Consider the following 20,633-nt stretch of genomic DNA (forward strand, 5'->3'; position numbering starts at 1 on the left):
AGTCGAAAAAAGAGCCTTAGTGATGACTCTATCACGAAAAATAAACCGTGTCTAGTACGCGGATATAATCAATTCGAGGGTGATAACCGCATGATAATAAAGCCCCATGCTCTTCTATTTCTTGTTTTGTAATCGATTTACGTCCACCAGTATTTTGACGATTCCAAAATGCAATAATATGTTTTGCATCTAATAAATAAAATTCATCAAAAAGTGTAAATTTAATAATAACAAATGCAATTCCATTATGAGCGACTACTTGCTTCATATGTTCAATTTGATGAAGGTGGAAGTTTTGAAGTGGAAAACTGGTTTTATTTTTAGTTTCTTTCGCTTCAAAATCGATGTATTTCCCTTTGTATACACCGTTGTAATCTGTTGTAGAAGGTTGTTTGAAATACGCTTCTTTTACCACTGCAGCACTTCGAGCGGGGTAATCTACTTTTACAATTTGAAGAGGTGTAGGTTTTTTATGTACGCATGCAATATTATGGGTTAAGTAATATTGATTGGTGTCATTCAATTCCTCTTCAAGGGACATACCTCTATTACTGTAAGTATGTTTTTTTATTGGTGTTTTATGAGGTTGTGAAGCTTGATCGTACCTTTTTCCATTTGGGTAACGAATGGTCATATTTTGTCCACTCCCAACTTGATAAGATTTACTTACAAAGGTGATTATATCAAAAAATGAAAAAAGATGTGACCTTTTTCAAGAAAGGTATGGTGACTTACTCATGTTTCGATGGAATGATTACGAAAAAATTAAACAGACCCGTAATGATATTTTTTGTACAGAAGAGGAAAAAGCTATAGTTCTTACTATTAAGGAGAGCACGGATGTAGCTAACGTAGATAATATTTCACGTACACAATCTTACCAAGAATATTATTTGAGAAATAGAGAAATTAGATGGTCTTTTTTAGCAAGCATGGTTTCAAGGAATGGGGGATGGAACATGACAGATTTAGAAGGAGAATATTATTCTAATCTTTTATCTCAAACAGTTAAGAGACGATTATTTCATTTGTATGAGAAAGCCAATTGGCTCATTTTTTTAGATGCATTTCCTCAACTATTACTGTATGAGGAAAGTAAAAAGAGATGTGCGCCGCTCTTTCATTTGTTACAATTTTTCAACATATCAATTTTTATGGAAAAAGAATGGGTCGCGTTTTGGGAGAAAAAAGATATAAATAGGCTTATGACGGCACTTATTATTAATGAACAAAATAAAATTCAAAAACCAGTAATTGAGAATGCATACTTTCAAAAACATGTATTTGATACTGCACTATTCAAATTTCAAGAAATATTTCACGTTAGTGCAGTTATTTTTCCAACGGTGGAAGGGGGAATGTATGGATTTTCAGTTTATCAATTTGAAACGTTGCAAAAACGTATAGAACTGGGGAAACAATTAGCTTGGTTATTATTTCATTCAAAGTATAAGGCTTCTTTTTATAAATTTGCAGTGCAAACTAGGCATACAGGATCAAGGATGGATTATGAATGTAATATAAGGGGAATTAGAAAATCATGTACGCCGGCTCTTCGGGATGTGTATTCTATTGTCACTCATGAAAAATTAATTGAAAAAGATTGGTTTAGTGAAGGGGTGGAAATAGATTCATTATTTTTACTTGAAAAACCTAGGGGGGAAATTAATATAACAGAATGGTATAGAAAGAAGAGGGAGCAAATACATACTCTTTCTATATTAAGTAGTTTTGTTAAAAGAATAGATGAGTTCATGATATAATAAAGAAGTCCCGCCTTCTTAAATGAAGGCGGGACTTCTTTATTAAAAGTAATATGCTCTACAACAAGTTACTTTCTAATCGGTTATTTGCCAGCAGTACGACTTTAACTTCAACACTTATCGAAAGCGAAGAGGTAAGGTAGACTAGAAAATAGTTGTTTGTAAAAGCCACTTTGGTTAAAGTGTCTTTTTATCCCGCTATTTGCGGACAGTAAAACTCCCACCTCAAAATTTGGCTGGAGCAAAGAATGTAGGTGGAAGCCCTGCTGTCCGTAAACACCCGATTGGTGCGGGCTAATAATCAGTGGGGGATGAACAAAACCCCACTGATTAAAGTTTCACTTTATGTAGCGGGGAAATTTGGACCATCAAGCTTTGGATTACCAGTCTCAGGTTTGTTTTGTTGTTTGTTTTGCTTTTTCTTTTTTTCGTTTTTATTTTTTGTCATCGTAATACACCTCCTTTTTGTATTGTTACCATTTCTAAAAATGGCATACTAAATGATTTCTTTGACGAATATCAACTAGTTTTGTCATGTGAGAAGGAGTAAGTAATCAATCGGCGAAATTACATGACAAAGGAAAGGCAAAGAAGGGGGCGTTTTAAATATGGCGATGGTTCAGAAGGAAGATGTTATGAAAAAAATGGATCAAATGTTAAGTTCTCTCGATTTGCTGGAAATGAAGATTGGGATTAGAATGAATCATGCATTGAAGGATAAAGGTGAAAAAATACGCAATAAGATAGAAATAACAGAAATGCATATAGAACATATGGAAAATAAATTAGTGCATCACGAAGAAAAAGGGAGCTGGGTAAAGACATTTCAAAACGTCGTAGTGAGTGCATAATAAGGTGGGAACAAAATGGGACATGAAGCATTAATCCAGTCTTCGGAGAAGTTAATGCAGTATAATGATGAAGCGAATGTGAAAAAAAGAGAGATGGCTGAATACGATTTTTATAAGGATATGAAGCCATTTGTTGATATTGTAGATGCGGAGTTAGAGATGTGGAAAGAATTAGCTTATAGGTGGATAAAGGAAGAACGACCTAAGTATATACATGTACAACAAATTGATCAAGTGTATGATAATTTACAAACTAATGTGCTACAATGTTTTGTTAATAAGGGAAAAGGCAAACGTTTCTTTGAAACTCATCAAGCTATTTCGTATACTTTGCAAAATATCGTAGATCAATGTAAATAACAAGAGGGAAAACCCTCTTGTTTTTTTATGCCTCTGTCACTGTTGTAGGTTTTGTTGCACCGTTTATTTCTAATTCACGTATTAATGTCCGGTAATCTGAAATGCATATTTTTCCTTCAAGATAACAATGTCTTGCAAAGTCTAACAGTTCATTCAAATTTTCTGTGTAATACCCCTTTTTTTGAGAAAACGCTTGTTTTAAATCCCCTAATACCATGTTGATTCCTCCCCAATGAGAATCTTCTTCCTTATTATCATAGCATGGAAGGGTTACTTTCTAATTTTTTTAAAAATTTAAACTTCCGACAAAAACAGACAGATACTCCTTTACACATTTTATTTTATAGGTACATATTCTATATGTAGAAACTTATGTGAAGGAGGAGAGTATGCATGTTTCAACAACCTAATGTATATCAGCAAACAGATCCATATGCACAGCAAAATATGTACCAGTATAATCCGGATACATATTTACGGTATAATATGTATCCTTTCGAACCTCATTATGGAAACCAAAATTATTATCAACCATTTGAAGTGTCATTTGGGAATCAACCGCAGCAAGCGCATATGAATCAACTGCAGGAAGCGCATATGAATCAACCGCAACAACCGCATATGAATCAACCGCAACAAGCGTATACGAATCAACCGCAGCAAGCGCATATGAATCAACCGCAACAACCGCACATGGATCAGTCGCAACAACCACATATGAATCAACCGCAGCAAATGTATATGAATCAACCACAGCAAGCGTATATGAATTCACAAAACTACATGTCGCCAGCTCAATATGTAAATCAACAAGCTATGTTTTATCCACCAAAACAACCATATCCAAAGATGAATAAACAAAAGCAACAGCAACAGCAACCAAGTCAGTTTTCTAGTTTTGTTTCACAATTTAAATCATCAGATGGTAACTACGATGTAAATAAAATGATGAACACAGCTGGACAAATGATGAACGCGATGAATCAAGTAACAGGGATTGTTAAGCAAGTCGGGGGCTTTTTTGGTAAATAATAGTAGGGGGTTGTCTATAATAGGTATTACGTATGAAATTGGATACTAGACAAATTTCCATGAAATAAATGGGTATATATAACAAGCGGCTTTCCCCCCTCGCTCATATTGTAAAGTGTAGTCAGATTTTTTTAATGAGAGAGGAGAGAAAAAACTATGCATCATTGTCATCCTTGCTTTGGAGGGCATAAGCCTGTAGGACCGATTTGTACGACAGCTCCTGTCATTCATCCAACAAAACAATGCGTAACACATTCTTTTTCAACAACGGTGGTGCCACACATTTTTCCAACCCATACAACGCATGTTCATCATCAACAAATTAAAAATCAAAGCTTCTTCCCACAAACAAACTCGAACGTAAACGTTGTAGATCCTGGTGATCCAGGATTTGGCGGTGGATGTGGTCATGGTCATCATCACCATGGTCATCAAATATCACCATTTGGACCAGGACCGAATGTGTCACCATTTGGACCAAATATGGGACCGAATGTGTCACCATTTGGACCAAATATGGGACCGAATATATCACCATTTGGACCAAATATGGGACCAAACATTGGTGGAATGTTTAAAAAGTAAATGATATGTTAGAACTAGCAAAATGCTAGTTCTTTTTTTTGTAATTGGAGTGTTGATATGAAGGTTGTTGCTGTAACAGGATATAAGCCGTTTGAACTTGGAATATTTAAAAATGATCATCCAGGAGTAGAGTGTATAAAAAAGGCGCTGCGTCGTAAATTAACTGTTTTTGTAGAAGAAGGTTTGGAATGGGTTATTATAAGTGGTCAATTAGGAGTAGAGCTATGGGCTGCTGAAGTTGTTTTTGAAATTCAAGTAGAATATCCAAATTTAAAATTAGCTGTATTTACTCCTTTTTTAGAACAAGAGGAAAATTGGAAGGAAGATAACCGTGAATATTACGAATTTATTCTTTCACAAGCAGATCATATTGATAGTATTACGAAACGGAAGTACGAAAGCCCAGAGCAATTTAAATTAAAGAATCAATTTTTTATTGAAAAAAGCGATGCACTTTTAGCTGTATATGATGAAGAAAAGTCTGGGAGCCCTAAATATATTGTAGAAGCAGCTAAGAAAAAAGGAGAAATAGAAAATTATCACAGTTATTTCATTCTTTTTTCTGATTTACAAGATATAATGGAAGAGGAACAGTGGAATAATGCAGAGTAATATGTAATATAGTACTCGTATATTTGATTGACAAAAGGCGTTGTTTCTGAAAAAATTTAGTTAATGAAAGCTTTGGCAAAAATTTGAGGTGAAGAAAATGATTTCGGATAAAATTAAATTAACAGCGAAAGATATTTTAGAAAAAGAATTTAAAACAGGTATGAGAGGTTATCAACAAGAAGAAGTAGATAAGTTTCTTGATATGATTATTAAAGATTATGAAGCTTTTCATAAGGAATTTGATCAATTAAAACAACAAAATGCTCGTTTGAAACGTGAATTAGAAGAACAAAAAGTAGCGGCAACACAAGTTCCGCAACAACCGGTACAAACACCAGTTGCACAACCAGTGTATAACAATACGAATACGGATATTTTAAAACGTCTATCTAATTTAGAAAAAGCTGTATTTGGAAGTAAGTTATACGAATAAATTAAGGTAACAAAAAGGTTAAAGCATTTTACATAGAAAAAAACATTGCAAAATCTTTTTGTTTCCACTATACTAATGTTTGTCATAACGTTTGGGTAATCGCTGCAACGCCAACGTTGTAGAGGAAAGTCCATGCTCGCACGGCCTGAGATGGCTGTAGTGTTCGTGCCTAGCCAAGTCATAAGCTAGGGTATTCTGGCTGCAAGGCTGGTTTAACGGCAGGGAAAAAACCTAAGTCCTTTCGGATATGGTTTGACTACCTTTAAAGTGCCACAGTGACGAAGTCCTTGAAGAAATGATAGGAGTGGAACGAGGTAAACCCCACGAGCGAGAAACCCAAATAATGGTAGGGGAATCTTTTCCAAGGAAATGAACGACGGAAAAGGACAGGTTTTCGTAACCTGTAGATAGATGATTACCACCGGAGTACGAGGCGTGGGCCGTTTGCAGTACAAAGGAACAGAACATGGCTTACAGAACGTTATGAACCAACTATGAAATAACTCAGCTCTCCTTTGTTAGAGGAGGGCTTTTTATTTGTATGAAGTTATAAGTTGTGAGTTAAAATGGTAAGTGAGAATATTCTTCGTAATATGTGATAATTAATAGGACAACATGTTATTAATTATTGTTTGATTATACATAAGAGGTGAATGCAAATGGGAAAAGTTACTTTAATTGCAACAGCGGCAATGGGTATTGAAGCGTTAGTTGCCCGAGAAGTTCGCGATCTTGGTTATGAATGTGAAGTGGAAAACGGAAAGGTAACGTTTGAAGCGGATGAAAAAGCGATTTGTCGTACGAATTTATGGTTACGTACTGCAGACCGTGTGAAAATTAAAGTCGGCGAATTTAAAGCAACAACATTCGATGAGTTATTTGAAAAAACAAAAGCGTTAAACTGGGGAGATTATATTCCAGAGAACGGAGAATTTCCTGTTATTGGGAAATCTTTGAAGTCAACATTATTTAGCGTTTCAGACTGCCAACGTATCGTTAAAAAGGCTGTTGTTGAGAAATTAAAAACAACGTATAGACGCACAACTTGGTTTGAAGAAGATGGACCGTTATTCCGTATTGAAATTGCAATGCTCAAGGATATTGCGACGTTAACAATCGATGCAAGTGGTGTAGGTCTTCATAAACGTGGATACCGTCTTGAGCAAGGTGAAGCGCCTTTAAAAGAAACATTAGCTGCGTCTTTAATTAAGTTAACAAACTGGAAGGCGGATCGTCCTTTCGTTGATCCTTTCTGTGGATCTGGTACAATTCCAATTGAAGCTGCATTAATTGGACAAAATATCGCACCAGGATTTAACCGAGGCTTTGCATCGGATGAATGGGGCTGGGTTGGTAAACAAAATTGGCGCGAAGCTCGTCAAGAAGCTGAAGATTTAGCTAATTATAATCAACCATTGCAAATCATTGGATCAGATATCGATCACCGTATGATAAGAGTTGCCCAAGATAACGCAGAAGAAGTTGGATTAGGGGATCTTATATCATTTAAACAAATGCAAGTAAAAGATTTCACGACAAAAGAGGAATATGGCTATGTTGTAACGAATCCTCCATACGGAGAACGTTTAAGTGAAAGAGCGCTTGTTGAAAAATTATATAAAGAAATGGGAGAGGTATTCCGCCCATTAGATACGTGGTCAATGTATTTATTAACAAGTTATGAAGCATTTGAGAAATGTTATGGGAAAGATGCATCGAAAAAGCGTAAACTGTTTAACGGATTTATCCGTACAGATTACTATCAATACTTCGGAAAGCGTCCACCGCGTAATTCATAGTATAAAACTCCTCCAGCACGCATATACTGGCTATTATGTAATGCGTAAAGGAGGAAGTGATATGGATAGTTTCCAATTATCGATGATTCAAAAAGCTATTCACCGTACGTATGATGAGCTCGGAAAAGAAGTGGATAGTCAAGGTGCAATTGTAGATGGAATACAAAAAGCGCAGGAAGAATATTTGTCAGCTCTTTCACATGAAACAGCGATTGATAAACGTTATTTAAGGTTATTAATATAGAAAAAAATTTTCCTTTTTCGAAAGGAAAATTTTTTTTCGTGTATTTCTATGTATTGTAACAGGGGAAAGTGGCTGCGCACATGTGAGTAGCAGTTGCTATATCTTTTTATAGAAAAACTGTTTGGTTGGAGGCTAAGGATGTTTACTGAGAATAGGTTACCATTTGAAGTAGGAAAACAAGATAATTTTTATGATAAGTTGAATGAGTGGATTGGAGATGTGTTTTACGACATTCTTCCGGAAAAGGGCTTTGAAGAGCGTGATGAACAGATTTTTATGGCGTTTCAGTTAGAGCGCGCTTTCCAAGAGAAGAAAGTTATGTTTGCAGAAGCGGGTGTAGGAACAGGGAAAACAATTGTATATCTTCTATATGCAATTTGTTATGCACGTTATACAGGGAAGCCGGCTATTATCGCTTGTGCAGATGAAACGTTAATTGAGCAGCTTGTGAAAGAAGAAGGAGACATTGCTAAGTTATCTGAAGCATTAGGGCTATCTGTTGATGTTAGACTTGCGAAGTCAATGGATAATTATTTATGTTTACGTAAACTTGAAGATGTTATGAGTGGACGAGCTCCAGAAGTAATTGAAGATGTATATTACGAATTACCTCAGTTCGTATTCGATCATGGTACGATGCAGAACTTTACTCACTATGGTGATCGAAAAGAATTTCCACTGTTAAATGACGAGGAATGGTCAAAGGTAAACTGGGATTACTTCCAAGATTGCTTCACTTGTGATTCTCGTCATCGTTGTGGTCAAACTCTTTCGCGCGAGCATTATCGTAAAGCGGCAGATTTAATCATTTGTTCTCAAGATTTCTATATGGATCATATTTGGACGTACGAAGCTCGCAAACGTGAAGGACAAATTCCGTTATTACCAGAAAGTAGCTGCGTTGTATTCGATGAAGGGCATCTTGTAGAATATGCAGCTCAAAAAGCTTTAACGTACCGTTTAAAACAAACGATGATGGAGCAACTTTTAACGAGATTATTACAAAATGATATTCGTGAAGAGTTCGCACATTTAGTAGAAGAAACAATTTGGCAAACTGAACAATTCTTTGGGGTACTACAAGAGAATAAAAAGGAAATTGAAGGTTCTGATCGTTTAGAAATTACTGTGACAGAAAAGGTAACTGCAGAAGCGAAAAGACTTTATGCGAAAATCGGTGAAGTCGGTGATGCATTAGTATTTGAAAGTGAAATGCATACAGTAAACACATACGATTTAAATATTGTTGATGAGCATTTAGATGTGTTAGAGCATTCACTTCGTCTTTTCATGCACGAGAAAAATGTAATTACGTGGGGTGAAGAAGGCGATGGTGCTTTCACATTAGTTATTATGCCGCGTGCAGTTGAAGAAGTGTTACAAGAAAAAGTATTCTCAAAGAAGATTCCATATATTTTCTCTTCTGCGACATTATCTGACAATGATTCGTTCGCATTTACTGCAAATAGTCTAGGGGTAAAAGATTACTTATCATTCTCAGTTGCTTCGCCGTTTGATTATGAAGAGCAAATGACAGTAAACTTACTTCCGTATACGAAAGAAAATGAATGGGAAAGAAAGTGTCAATATACACTTGAAAATATACAAAAAACAAATGGACGTACACTCGTATTATTCCGTACAACGCAAGAACTTGCAGCGTTTAAAGAATATGTAAGTAAAGAGCAAATGTCAGTTCCGTTCCTATATGAAGGAGATCAAGAAATTAGTCAGCTCGTTTCTCGTTTCCAAAATGAAGAAGAGACTGTACTTTGTGCCGTTCATTTATGGGAAGGTTTAGACATTCCAGGTTCATCATTATCACATGTTATTATTTGGTCATTACCATTCCCTCCAAACGATCCTGTGTTTGAGGCGAAGCGTAAACATGTGAATGATCCATTCTGGGATGTAGATGTGCCTTATATGATTTTACGTCTTCGCCAAGGAATTGGACGTTTAATTCGTACAAGTGAAGATAAAGGTGCTATATCATTATTCTTATCAGATAATGAAGATGAAAAAGTTATAGAAGCAGTGAAGAAAGTACTTCCGGTAGAAGGAAAAGTACTTTAAGCGAAAAAATGTTGTAGGGAAAAGTTTGGCATTTGCCAAGCTTTTTTTCTATTAGAAAAGGAATTTATGTTTCAGTGTCGAAATAAGTTTGAGGTAGAAAAAGGAGGTTTTTTATACTATGACAGTTGCTACATATGAAGTGGAAAAACAATTTTTAACATATGTGAAGAAGATAGAGAATTACGGAGAGGCATTAAGCTTAATGTTTTGGGATTTAAGAACAGGTGCACCAAAGCAAGGAGTAGACCAGCGTTCAGAAGTAATTGGAATGCTTTCATCCGAAGTGTTTGTGATGTCGACTTCAGATGAGATGGGGAACTATTTAACTGAACTAGAATCTGTAATTGTTGAAAATAAACTTTCTGAAACGACAAAGAAAATGGTTGAAGAGTGTCGTAAAGAATATGATAGAAATAAGAAAATTCCACAAGCGGAATATGAAGCGTATGTGAAATTAGAAGCGAAAGCGGAAAGTGTATGGGAAGAAGCTCGCGAAAAATCTGACTTCGAAATGTTCCGTCCGTATTTAGAAAAAATTGTTGAATTCAAAAAGAAGTTTATTACATATTGGGGTTACGAAACGTACAAATATAACACGCTATTAGACATGTATGAGCCGGGAATCACAGTAGAAGTGTTAGATCATGTATTTGGTCAACTACGTGAACGTATCGTTCCGCTTGTGAAAGAAATTTCTGAGTCTAAAAAAGAATTAAAAACAAATGCTTTAGCTGAACATTTTTCAAAAGAAAAACAAAAGAATTTTACTTTAGAGTTATTAAAACAATTGAACTATAACTTTGAAGCGGGTCGTCTTGATGAAACGGTACATCCTTTTGAAATTACATTAAATAGAGGGGATGTTCGTATTACGACTCGTTACGATGAGAAAGACTTCCGTATGGCTGTTTTCGGCACGATTCATGAATGTGGTCATGCTGTATATGAACAAAATATTGCAGAGGAATTTGAAGGTACACCGCTATGTAGTGGAACTTCTATGGGTATTCATGAGTCACAATCATTATTCTTTGAGAACTTTATCGGTCGTAATAAATCATTCTGGAAGAAAAATTATGATTTATTAAAAGAGTATAGCGATGGTCAATTCAATGATATATCAGTAGATGAGTTTTATGATGCGATTAACGAATCGAAGCCATCGTTTATTCGTATAGAAGCAGATGAGCTTACATATCCGCTTCACGTCATGGTTCGTTATGAACTTGAGAAAGAATTATTTGATGGTACATTACAAGTGAAGGATTTGCCAGCGGCTTGGAATGATAAGATGGAAGCATATTTAGGAATTCGTCCGGAAAACGATGCACAAGGTGTATTGCAAGATGTTCACTGGGCTGGTGGTTCATTTGGATACTTCCCATCTTATGCGCTTGGTTATATGTATGCAGCGCAATTTAAACATAGGATGCTAAAGGATATTCCAAACTTTGATGCATTATTAGAAGAAGGAAACGTGACACCAATTCGTGAATGGTTAACAGAGAATATTCACCAATATGGCAAAACGAAAAAACCACTTGAAATTTTAAAAGATGTGACAGGTGAAGGTTTAAATGCAAACTACTTAGCTGATTATTTAGAAGCTAAATATAAAGAGATTTATGAGTTATAAAACAGGAGCTGCTTAATTGCAGCTTTTTTTTATGAGGGAGTGAGAGAAATGGGCTATATGTTTACAGTAATGTCGCAAGCGGAAGCAGAAGAAATTGCATATAACTGGCATTATGAAGGGGAGTATACCTTTTATGATATAGAGGCAGATGAAGAAGATTTAGCTGAGTTTTTAGAGGATGAGAGTAGAGGGAATCATACATTTTCTGTGAAGGAAAATAGTACTCTCATTGGTTTCTTTAGTTTTAGTAACATAAATAATCAAACGGTTGATATAGGTCTTGGAATGAGACCTGATATAACTGGGAATGGATTTGGTCTACAGTTCGTAAAAGCTGGACTAGCTTTTAGTAAAGAAAAATATGGATGCAATTATATAACACTATCAGTAGCGACATTTAATGAAAGAGCGATTAAAGTGTATAAAAGAGCAGGATTCGAAGCTGTTGGAACGTTTATACAGAAAACAAATGGTAGTTGTTTTGAGTTTTTGAAAATGAATTATATATGTAAAAATGATTAAAAAACAGAGGAGAACTTCTGTTTTTTTATTTTGATGTAGAAATAAATGATGTTTGTTTTTGTACTTGTTGTAATTAGAAGTTTTGAAATTTTGGAAGAGGATGTGTATGATTGAAGTTTAGTAGCAAATAGCAAGTTTAGTAAGGAGAGGTAGAGGTAGTATGATTACAATTAAAACGAAAAATGAAATAGATTTGATGCATGAATCGGGGAAGTTACTAGCTTCTTGTCATAGAGAAATTGCAAAAATGATGAAACCAGGTATCACTACACAAGAAATTGATACGTTTGTTGAAGCATATTTAGAAGAGCATGGTGCCAGATCCGAACAGAAAGGGTATAACGATTATCCATACGCAATATGTGCATCTGTGAACAATGAAATGTGTCATGGGTTTCCAACAGATGTTCCTTTAAGTGAAGGCGATATTGTGACAATTGACATGGTAGTAAACTTAAATGGTGCGCTTTCGGATTCTGCATGGACGTATATAGTTGGAGATATTTCTGATGAAGCAAAAAGGTTATTGTTAGTGGCAGAGAGTGCTTTATATAAAGGGATTGAGCAAGCAATAAGTGGTAACCATGTTGGAGATATTGGATACGCAATTGAAAGTTATGTAGCCTCTGAAGGGTTTTCTGTTGCAAGAGACTTTACGGGACACGGAATTGGTAAAGAAATTCATGAGGAACCAGCAATTTTTCATTTTGGTAAGCCAAGGCAAGGACCAGAATTACAAGAAGGAATGGTAATTACAATTGAACCTATTGTAAATGCCGGTATGCGATATTCTAAAGTAGATTTAAACGGATGGACTGCACGGACGATGGATGGGAAATTATCTGCACAGTATGAGCATACAATTGCGATTACGAAGGATGGTCCTATCATATTAACGACGTTGTAATATGAAATGTGAAAGTTTGAAAAACTCGAACAAAAATGGTGTTTTCATAAAATTCGTACGTGTTTTTTCGATAAATGCTTTTCAAAGTGAAAAAAGTGCGTTATAATCCTTCTATAAATAAATAAGTTAGCTACACTCATATAATCGCGGGGATATGGCCTGCAAGTTTCTACCGAAGTACCGTAAATACTTTGACTATGAGTGAGGACGAATATATTTGCTTGTTTAGCATTCTTTTTTGCGAAACTCCAAAAGCACGTCTCTCACTTGTAACGAGTGGTGGCGGCTTTTGGAGTTTTTTTATTTGCATAAGAGGAGGAACTAACATGAAAGTATTACAAGAAAAGATTTTGAACGAAGGAAAGGTTTTATCTGGTGATGTATTAAAGGTAGATGCATTTTTAAATCATCAAATTGATCCAGTACTTATGCAAGAAATCGGAAAAGAATTCGCTAAGCGTTTTAAAGAAGAGAACATTACAAAAATCGTGACGATTGAATCTTCAGGCATTGCACCAGCGGTTATGGCTGCTTTAGAGCTTGGTGTAAAAGTAGTTTTTGCAAGAAAGCGTAAATCGTTAACGTTACAAGATAATATGTATGTTGCAAACGTATACTCATTTACGAAACAAGAAACGAATGAAATTTCATTATCTCGAAATCATATCGATGAAAATGATCGCGTTTTAATTATCGATGACTTTTTAGCAAACGGTCAGGCTGCTTTAGGTTTAATGAGTTTAGTAGAGCAATCTGGAGCAAGTATTGCAGGAATTGGTATTGTTATTGAAAAAGCATTTCAAGATGGAGGAAAGAAGCTTCGCGAACAAGGAGTTCGTGTTGAGTCACTAGCAGAAATTGCATCACTTGATAACGGCACAGTTACATTTGTACAGCAAGAAACTGCGGAGGTGAAATAAACGATGAAGCAACATCCATTTAAAATCGCATCGCTTGGTATGCAGCACATGCTTGCCATGTACGCTGGCGCAATTATTGTTCCTCTTATTGTCGGCGGGGGACTTGGTTTAAATCAACAAGAGTTAACATATTTAGTCTCAATTGATTTATTAATGTGCGGCGTTGCGACAATTTTACAAGCATTATCAAATCGCTTTTTCGGTATTGGACTTCCAGTTGTACTTGGTTGTACATTTACAGCGGTTGGACCGATGATTGCAATCGGAAAACAATACGGGGTGTCTTCTATTTATGGAGCGATTATTGCTGCCGGGTTATTCGTTGTTATTTTTGCGAAATTATTTGGAAAGCTTGTAAAACTGTTTCCACCTGTTGTAACAGGATCTGTCGTTACCGTAATTGGAGTTACACTTGTTCCAGCAGCAATTAATGATATGGCTGGAGGAGTAGGAAGTAAAGATTTCGGTAGTCTTGAAAATTTAGCGTTAGCATTTGGTGTATTATTATTTATCATCATTATGTATCGTTTCTTTGACGGATTTATTCGTTCAATCTCTATTTTACTAGGTCTATTGTTCGGTACAATCGTTGCAGCATTTATGGGGAAAGTAAGTTTGCAAGCGGTTGGAGAAGCGGATTGGTTCCACGGTATTCAGCCATTTTACTTCGGTACACCAACATTTGAATTAACGCCAATTATTACGATGATTCTCGTTGCTTGCGTAGGAATTGTGGAAGCAACAGGGGTATATTTTGCATTATCTGATATTTGTAATAAAAAGATCGGTGAAAAAGAATTAACAAAAGGCTATCGCGCAGAAGGATTAGCGATGGTTCTAGGTGGTATTTTTAACGCATTTCCATACACAACATATTCTCAAAACGTAGGCCTTGTTCAATTAACTGGAGTAAGAAATCGCGTCATTATCTATACTTGTGGTGGTATGTTAATTGCTCTTGGGTTTATTCCTAAAATCGCAGCCATTACAACAATTATTCCGAAATCAGTACTTGGCGGTGCAATGCTAGCAATGTTCGGCATGGTTATGGCATATGGTATTAAAATGTTAAGCAGTGTTGATTTTGGAAAACAAGAAAATTTATTAATTGTTGCATGTTCTGTCGGAATCGGACTTGGAGTTACAGTCGTTCCAACGTTATTCTCACAGCTTCCGGAAAACATCCGTATTTTAACTGATAACGGAATTGTACTTGGAAGTGCATCAGCAGTACTTTTAAATATTGTATTTAATATGGTGCCGCAGCGTAAAGTGAAAGTAAAAGAAGAGCCAGTTCCGATGCAAAGTGCAGTAAGAGAAGCGTAAAAAAGCAAGGTCTCATTATGAGACCTTGCTTTTCTTTTTAAGTGGCATTATCTTACCGTATGTACCAAGGCGCCAAATGTATTCAAGTGGCCCATATTGGTAACGTGAAAGCCACCAGCGGCTAATAAAGATTTGTAACGTATAAAAGCCGATGCAAAATAGTGGTCCCACCCATAATGGAGCGGGATAATAATTTTTGAAAAATAGGCCGAATACAAGTAACGTAACAATCGTATGCGTGATGTAATTTGTTAACGCCATTCGTCCGACATATTGGAACGGACGTAATAATGTTTGCCATCTTTCTTTTTGTAATAAACGCATGAGCGTGAAAATGTAGAATATGAATAATGTTTTTCCACTAAACATTGTAAAGGCCTGCATATAAAATGGTTCATAAGATGGTTTTGATAAGAAGTAACGGACCATGAAGAACCACATTGGTAATGTCAAAATGAACATAATGATTTGCCATTTTTTAAGCTTTGGATCTAACTCTTTCGTGCGGCGGAAAATATCTTTTTTTCCGGCGTATAAACCAAGTAAAAATAGTCCAACTGTTTCTGGGAGCATGAATACATTTAGTCCAATTCCTTCAGAATAAAATGCATGGAAACGATTTTGTATTTGTGACACCCAGTCTTCAAGTGGCATGATCGGTAAGGAAAACCCTAACTCTGCCTTTGGTACTAAGGCAACCACTATACTAGCGATTAGCATGAAAAATTGAAAAATACTTAGTAAAACTAATGCCCATATTAAAATAGTACGAGGCTCTCTCTTATAAAATAACAATAAGAAAAATCCAGCGATGGCATAACTATGTAAGATGTCTCCGTCCCATAAAAGAACGTAATGCAAGAAACCAAATAATAATAAAATGAGCAAGCGGCGAACAAATAAAGTTTTTGGGCGATCTGTTTTCGCTTCAGCACGAGTCATAAAAATGTAAAAGCCTAGGCCGAATAAAAACGAAAAGATAGTATAAAACTTTGTTTGAATAAACATATCGTAAAATAGACGGATATAGCTATTTAGCCCCTCATAAACTCCTGAAAGATCACGTGAGTCGATCCCAGCGATAACAGGCCAGTTAACAAGAAAAATACCTAGTACAGCTATTCCTCTAATAATATCGATGGAATGTATCCTCTCGCCTTGTGAAATATTTTGTGTCATTATTTTCCTCCTTGTTAAGTAATTCCCTTTTATCCCGCATTAACAAGCAGTAAGACTCCCACCTCAAAATTCAGTGAATACGAGGAAGTTAGGTGGGAGATCAACTGCTTGTAAAAGCCCGATTGGTTCAACTAATAATTAGTGGGGATGGGAAATATCCCCACTAATTACAGTTTCACTCTATTATACAAAATGTAAAGAGGAGGGTATATAGGTAATTTCCAATTTTTAAAACTGCTAAGATGTGCATTATGAGATATAATAAGAGTGCACAGCAAGTTTTAAACTTCTTTAAAACAGGCAGTAAAGCTCCTTTTCCCGAAGGAGCTTTCTTTTTTTAGAAATTTGTTGATAATGATTCTCTTTAATGATAAAATGTATTCAAAAGTGATAATCATTATCAAAAAAGGTTGGTGTGTTAATATGGTGTATGCACTTGTTGCAGGAACGATTGCTATATATGTTGGTGTTACAAAGTATGTTTTAAATGGAGTAGGAACAACAAAATGAATAATATTACATAAAATCCCTTTCATTTGTAAAAAGAATGAAAGGGATTTTTTATTTTTGATGTGAATATGCTGAAAATTTAGTATGATAATAAAGTGAAACTTTAATCAGCGGGGAGGTCTATCTCTCACTGATTACTAGCCCGCACGAAACGGGTTTTTACTGTCCACAAATAGCGGGATAAAGTATATACATCTTGGATAAAGGGGAACAAGGGGATGACAAACATAGTACAGACAAACGGTATGAAAAAACTTGTTTGTTTTTATGAAGAGTGGCAAAAAAACGGCGATGTAGAGAATAGTTTGAAGTTGTTTGAAGTGATTCAAAAATATAAACAAGAGCAGCTTATGCTAGCTTTTTGTGGTCATTTTTCTGCGGGGAAATCGACAATGATGAATCACCTATATAAAGCGCAATTATTACCGACAAGTCCGATTCCAACGAGTGCTAACGTTGTTAAAATTGAAAGAGGATCTGATCGTGTTGTTGTAACGATTAAGTCTGGAGAACAGTATGAATATGACGGCGCATATTCAGCAGAAGAATTAAAACAGATATGTAAAGACGGTGATGAAGTAATTGGTGTTCATATTTATCGAAATGATGCGCCAATTCCTGATGGGGTTATGTTAGTTGATACGCCCGGAATTGATTCTACGGATGATGCCCACCAATTAGCGACGGAATCAACACTGCATCTAGCAGATGTTATTTTCTATATGATGGATTATAACCATGTCCAATCAGAGGTTAACTTACAGTTTGTTAAAGAATTGAAACAACGTAATAAAACGGTTTATCTCGTTGTAAACCAAATAGATAAACATAAAGCAAATGAGTTATCGTTTGAAGAGTATAGAGATAGTGTAAAACAGTCTTTTTCTAACTGGGATATTGAAGTAGATGGTATTTTCTATACATCATTGCGAATGATGAATCATCCATACAATGAAATTCAAAGTTTAGAAGCATTAATCTTTTCTATCATGAAAGAAAAAGAGCAGTATGTAAGAAAGGGAATGGAGCGAGAAACAGAATATTTACTGCAAGAACATTGTTCGTTTATTCTTTCTGAAAATGAAAAACATCTCATGAAATATGAAGAAGAATTAACATCACCACTGTCACTTTCAGAGATAGTTGAAAAAAAGGAAGAGTTAACTGAAAATAAAAATCGGGTGGCTAGTAAAGAATCTGATGTGAGAAATGAATTTATAAAAGGTTTACAAGCCATATTAGATAACGCGTATTTAATGCCATTTGAAATGAGAGAATTGGCAAATAAATATTTAGAAACGAAATTAACGAAGTTTAAAGTTGGTTTGTTATTTGCGAAAGGAAAGACGGAGCAAGAAAAACAGAGACGTGTAGATGCTTTTTATTCTGCTCTTCAAAAGACTGTTGAAACGCAACTTGATTTTCATGTGAAAGAATTTATTGTAGCCTTCTTAAAAGAAGAAGGGTTATTTACAGAGGAAATAGGGAAAGACATATATGCGTTAGAAATTGCTTTCGGACCGGAAGTGTTGGCTGAAACAATTAAACAGGGGGCTGGATTTACCGGTGATTACTTACTTCTTTATACTGCTGACGTTGCAAATGAGTTAAAGAAAAGATACTTTATGAAATCTCAGCAAATCTTTGGAAAAAGTACGGGTATATTGCAGAAGAAAGTGAAGATAGAGATTGCTCGTATTGAAGAAGAAATTGAAAAATACACGATGTTACAAACAGCAAAAGAAACAAAATTACAGTACATTAAGACGTATGAGGAATATGAGAGCTATTTAGGAGATATTTGGAATGAAAATATTTCTATACCAGATGGATTGCAAATAGACGAAATATTACAAAGTAAAAAACAAGTTGTTAGTGAGAAGTTTACACTACAAGAGCAAGAAATTGTAAATGATAACGTAGCGGCTAGTGAAGAAGAGATTAAAGGAACGAAAGCTTTAAATATTCAGCGTATATTAGAAAAGGTGAAGAAAGCTGAAACGATATTAGATCCATTGCCTACACTGAAACATCTACAGCAAGAAGTAGTTGGAAAAAGACAGCGTGTAGAAACGAAGCAATTTACAGTAGCGTTATTTGGAGCTTTTAGTGCTGGGAAATCATCATTTGCTAACGCATTGCTCGGTGAAAAGGTACTTCCTGTATCGCCAAACCCAACGACAGCAACAATAAATCAAATTTTGCCAGTTACAGAAGATAAACCACATGGAACGGTAATTGTCCAGTTTAAGTCAGAGCAAGCGCTGTTAGAAGATATGAAAGCTGTTTATAAAATGTTTCACTATGAAATTGCTACATTGGAAGAAGCGTTAACGAAAATTGATCAAATTATGAAATACCCTTCACCAAGCGGGAAGCAAAAAACAACATTTAGCTTTTTGCGAGCGGTACAAAAAGGATATGAGGCAGTTGCTAATCATTTAGGGGAACAATTACAAGTTACGTTAGAGGAGTTCTCTGATTATGTAGCTAATGAAGAAAAATCATGCTTTGTTGAGTATATGGAGCTTTATTATGATTGTGCTTTAACAAGGCAAGGAGTAGCTCTTGTAGATACACCAGGGGCGGATTCTATTAACGCGCGCCATACGGATGTTGCATTCCAGTATATTAAAAACGCAGATGCTATTTTATTCGTAACATACTATAATCATGTTTTCTCTCGTGCGGATCGTGAATTTTTAATTCAGCTCGGTCGTGTAAAGGATACATTTGCACTTGATAAAATGTTCTTCTTAATAAATGCTGCCGATTTAGCACAATCTGAAGAAGAACTTGAAATGGTAAAAGGTTATATTGCCGATCAGCTCCTGCAATACGGTATTAGAAGTCCACGTTTATTTGCAATTTCAAGTTTATGTGCGCTTGAAGAAAAGCAAGGGAAAAGTATTGATAAAGAAAAGTATGGTATTTTACAAAACTCCGGGATTACTAAGTTTGAAGAATCATTTACGTCCTTTATGATGAGGGATTTAATGCTTGTATCTGTGCATGCTTTATATGGTGCATTGCAAGGAGCGAATCAGCTTCTTGTAAATATGATAAATGGCGCAAAGCAGGGAAATGATGAGAAAGAGAAGCAAACAAAAAAATATGAAGCAGAGCGTAATCAGCTACTTCATATTATTTCATCATATAGTGTACTTGCTGAAGAGCAAGCAATGCAAAATGAAGTGAAAGAATTGCTTTATTATGTACACCAACGTCTATTTTTACGCTATAACGATGTGTTTACTGAATTTATTAATCCGGCGTCGTTACGAACAGATGGGAATGTGAAAATGCAGTTACAGCAATGTGTAATGGAATTAGTTTCATTTATTCAACATGATTTATTACAAGAAATGCGTGCGACATCATTACGTCTTGAAAAATGGATAGATGAAGCGATGAAGCGTGCAAAGGATGAAATTGTTGTGAATTGCAAAGTGGAAAATGAATCGATTTCTATGGGTGGAACAGTGGATTATGAATATAAAATTATTACACATAAAGAGCCGTTTCCTTCAATAGAAATAAAAGATTTTAAAAAGGCACTAGCACATTTTAAAAATGAGAAAAGCTTTTTTGAAAAAAATGATAAAGCTTTTATGCAAGAAGACGCTAAAGGAGTGTTAGAACCTTTCGTATCAAACTATGTAGTTGATGAAGAAGATTTATTCGTTCATCATTATAAGCAAGAGTGGGATGCAAAATGGAACCTATTCCAAAAAGTGATGCAGCAAGACGTTGAGAATTATTATGAAAGTATATTATTCGCTTTAGCTGAAACAATTGATGTATCGCTATACGAACAAAGTAAAGAAGAGCTACAAAAGCAGTTAGTAGAAATTGAAAAAGAAATTTATATTAAATAG

The 20,633-nt window shown here is 35.4% G+C and carries 21 protein-coding genes, 1 other RNA gene and 1 riboswitch; of the genes, 18 read left to right on the forward strand and 4 right to left on the reverse strand.

The genetic code is table 11. The features are described 5' to 3' along the window. Positions 1 to 31: 31 nt before the first annotated feature. Complete coding sequence (gene recU / locus QCI77_RS07980; protein ID WP_105583987.1) at positions 32 to 634, reverse strand: Holliday junction resolvase RecU; 603 nt, start codon at positions 632 to 634, stop codon at positions 32 to 34. A gap of 103 nt (positions 635 to 737) precedes the next feature. Between recU and QCI77_RS07985 the strand changes: the two genes are divergently transcribed. Next, positions 738 to 1,763, forward strand: coding sequence for a DUF2515 domain-containing protein (locus QCI77_RS07985; RefSeq protein WP_353824721.1), 1,026 nt, complete (start codon positions 738 to 740; stop codon positions 1,761 to 1,763). Between the two features lie 343 nt (positions 1,764 to 2,106). On the opposite strand, the gene QCI77_RS07990 is transcribed toward QCI77_RS07985, so the two are convergent. After that, positions 2,107 to 2,253: a phage portal protein gene (locus tag QCI77_RS07990; RefSeq protein WP_307838389.1), complete on the reverse strand. Its 147-nt coding sequence runs from the start codon at positions 2,251 to 2,253 to the stop codon at positions 2,107 to 2,109. A 118-nt stretch (positions 2,254 to 2,371) separates the two neighbouring features. Between QCI77_RS07990 and QCI77_RS07995 the strand changes: the two genes are divergently transcribed. Together QCI77_RS07995 and QCI77_RS08000 are read left to right on the forward strand one after the other, a co-directional pair. After that, positions 2,372 to 2,614, forward strand: coding sequence for a hypothetical protein (locus tag QCI77_RS07995; RefSeq protein WP_002030820.1), 243 nt, complete (start codon positions 2,372 to 2,374; stop codon positions 2,612 to 2,614). A 15-nt stretch (positions 2,615 to 2,629) separates the two neighbouring features. Further along, the gene (locus QCI77_RS08000) at positions 2,630 to 2,974 is read left to right on the forward strand and encodes a YppE family protein (RefSeq protein WP_002011864.1); all 345 of its coding nucleotides are present in this window, start codon (positions 2,630 to 2,632) and stop codon (positions 2,972 to 2,974) included. A gap of 25 nt (positions 2,975 to 2,999) precedes the next feature. Here QCI77_RS08000 and QCI77_RS08005 read toward each other — a convergent pair whose 3' ends face one another. Continuing rightward, positions 3,000 to 3,191 (reverse strand): YppF family protein, encoded by a 192-nt coding sequence (locus QCI77_RS08005; RefSeq protein ID WP_105583985.1) that lies wholly within the window; start codon positions 3,189 to 3,191, stop codon positions 3,000 to 3,002. Between the two features lie 176 nt (positions 3,192 to 3,367). Here QCI77_RS08005 and QCI77_RS08010 point away from each other — a divergent pair, with 176 nt between their 5' ends. The 13 genes from QCI77_RS08010 (at position 3,368) to pbuX (ending at position 15,066) form a co-directional block, all read left to right on the forward strand. After that, positions 3,368 to 4,006: a YppG family protein gene (locus tag QCI77_RS08010; protein ID WP_060751469.1), complete on the forward strand. Its 639-nt coding sequence runs from the start codon at positions 3,368 to 3,370 to the stop codon at positions 4,004 to 4,006. Between the two features lie 156 nt (positions 4,007 to 4,162). Next, a complete protein-coding gene (locus QCI77_RS08015) occupies positions 4,163 to 4,591 on the forward strand; it encodes a spore coat protein (RefSeq protein ID WP_113770069.1) in 429 nt (142 codons plus the stop codon). 57 nt (positions 4,592 to 4,648) lie between these two features. Next, the gene (locus QCI77_RS08020) at positions 4,649 to 5,203 is read left to right on the forward strand and encodes an SLOG family protein (protein WP_002030808.1); all 555 of its coding nucleotides are present in this window, start codon (positions 4,649 to 4,651) and stop codon (positions 5,201 to 5,203) included. Positions 5,204 to 5,300: 97 nt separating this feature from the next. Continuing rightward, complete coding sequence (gene gpsB / locus QCI77_RS08025; RefSeq protein ID WP_000622426.1) at positions 5,301 to 5,636, forward strand: cell division regulator GpsB; 336 nt, start codon at positions 5,301 to 5,303, stop codon at positions 5,634 to 5,636. An 87-nt stretch (positions 5,637 to 5,723) separates the two neighbouring features. After that, an RNA gene (gene rnpB, locus QCI77_RS08030) (RNase P RNA component class B) lies at positions 5,724 to 6,115 on the forward strand. A gap of 180 nt (positions 6,116 to 6,295) precedes the next feature. Continuing rightward, on the forward strand, positions 6,296 to 7,435 hold the full coding sequence (locus tag QCI77_RS08035) for a THUMP domain-containing class I SAM-dependent RNA methyltransferase (protein WP_002011868.1): 1,140 nt from the start codon (positions 6,296 to 6,298) through the stop codon (positions 7,433 to 7,435). Between the two features lie 61 nt (positions 7,436 to 7,496). Then, positions 7,497 to 7,679: a DUF3921 family protein gene (locus QCI77_RS08040; RefSeq protein ID WP_113770068.1), complete on the forward strand. Its 183-nt coding sequence runs from the start codon at positions 7,497 to 7,499 to the stop codon at positions 7,677 to 7,679. Positions 7,680 to 7,817: 138 nt separating this feature from the next. Further along, a complete protein-coding gene (locus QCI77_RS08045) occupies positions 7,818 to 9,755 on the forward strand; it encodes an ATP-dependent DNA helicase (RefSeq protein ID WP_002011942.1) in 1,938 nt (645 codons plus the stop codon). Between the two features lie 118 nt (positions 9,756 to 9,873). After that, positions 9,874 to 11,391 carry a carboxypeptidase gene (gene ypwA / locus QCI77_RS08050; protein ID WP_353824722.1) on the forward strand — a complete coding sequence of 506 codons (1,518 nt, stop codon included), beginning with the start codon at positions 9,874 to 9,876 and terminating at the stop codon, positions 11,389 to 11,391. A gap of 48 nt (positions 11,392 to 11,439) precedes the next feature. After that, entirely contained in the window at positions 11,440 to 11,913 is a 474-nt protein-coding gene (locus QCI77_RS08055) for a GNAT family N-acetyltransferase (protein WP_353824723.1), read from the forward strand. A gap of 160 nt (positions 11,914 to 12,073) precedes the next feature. Further along, entirely contained in the window at positions 12,074 to 12,820 is a 747-nt protein-coding gene (locus QCI77_RS08060) for a type I methionyl aminopeptidase (protein WP_044438057.1), read from the forward strand. A gap of 116 nt (positions 12,821 to 12,936) precedes the next feature. Further along, positions 12,937 to 13,038, forward strand: a riboswitch (purine riboswitch). Between the two features lie 108 nt (positions 13,039 to 13,146). Next, positions 13,147 to 13,740, forward strand: a complete 594-nt coding sequence (locus tag QCI77_RS08065) for a xanthine phosphoribosyltransferase (protein WP_353824724.1) — start codon at positions 13,147 to 13,149, stop codon at positions 13,738 to 13,740. A 3-nt stretch (positions 13,741 to 13,743) separates the two neighbouring features. Continuing rightward, entirely contained in the window at positions 13,744 to 15,066 is a 1,323-nt protein-coding gene (gene pbuX / locus QCI77_RS08070; RefSeq protein ID WP_289403529.1) for a xanthine permease PbuX, read from the forward strand. A gap of 15 nt (positions 15,067 to 15,081) precedes the next feature. Here pbuX and QCI77_RS08075 read toward each other — a convergent pair whose 3' ends face one another. Beyond that, complete coding sequence (locus QCI77_RS08075) at positions 15,082 to 16,245, reverse strand: DUF418 domain-containing protein (RefSeq protein WP_353824726.1); 1,164 nt, start codon at positions 16,243 to 16,245, stop codon at positions 15,082 to 15,084. Between the two features lie 354 nt (positions 16,246 to 16,599). Between QCI77_RS08075 and QCI77_RS08080 the strand changes: the two genes are divergently transcribed. After that, the gene (locus QCI77_RS08080; protein ID WP_002011935.1) at positions 16,600 to 16,755 is read left to right on the forward strand and encodes a hypothetical protein; all 156 of its coding nucleotides are present in this window, start codon (positions 16,600 to 16,602) and stop codon (positions 16,753 to 16,755) included. A gap of 218 nt (positions 16,756 to 16,973) precedes the next feature. Then, a complete protein-coding gene (locus QCI77_RS08085) occupies positions 16,974 to 20,633 on the forward strand; it encodes a dynamin family protein (protein ID WP_353824727.1) in 3,660 nt (1,219 codons plus the stop codon).

It is taken from the genome of Bacillus cereus group sp. MG9, from assembly GCF_040459995.1.
GTDB classification, from domain to species: domain Bacteria; phylum Bacillota; class Bacilli; order Bacillales; family Bacillaceae_G; genus Bacillus_A; species Bacillus_A mycoides.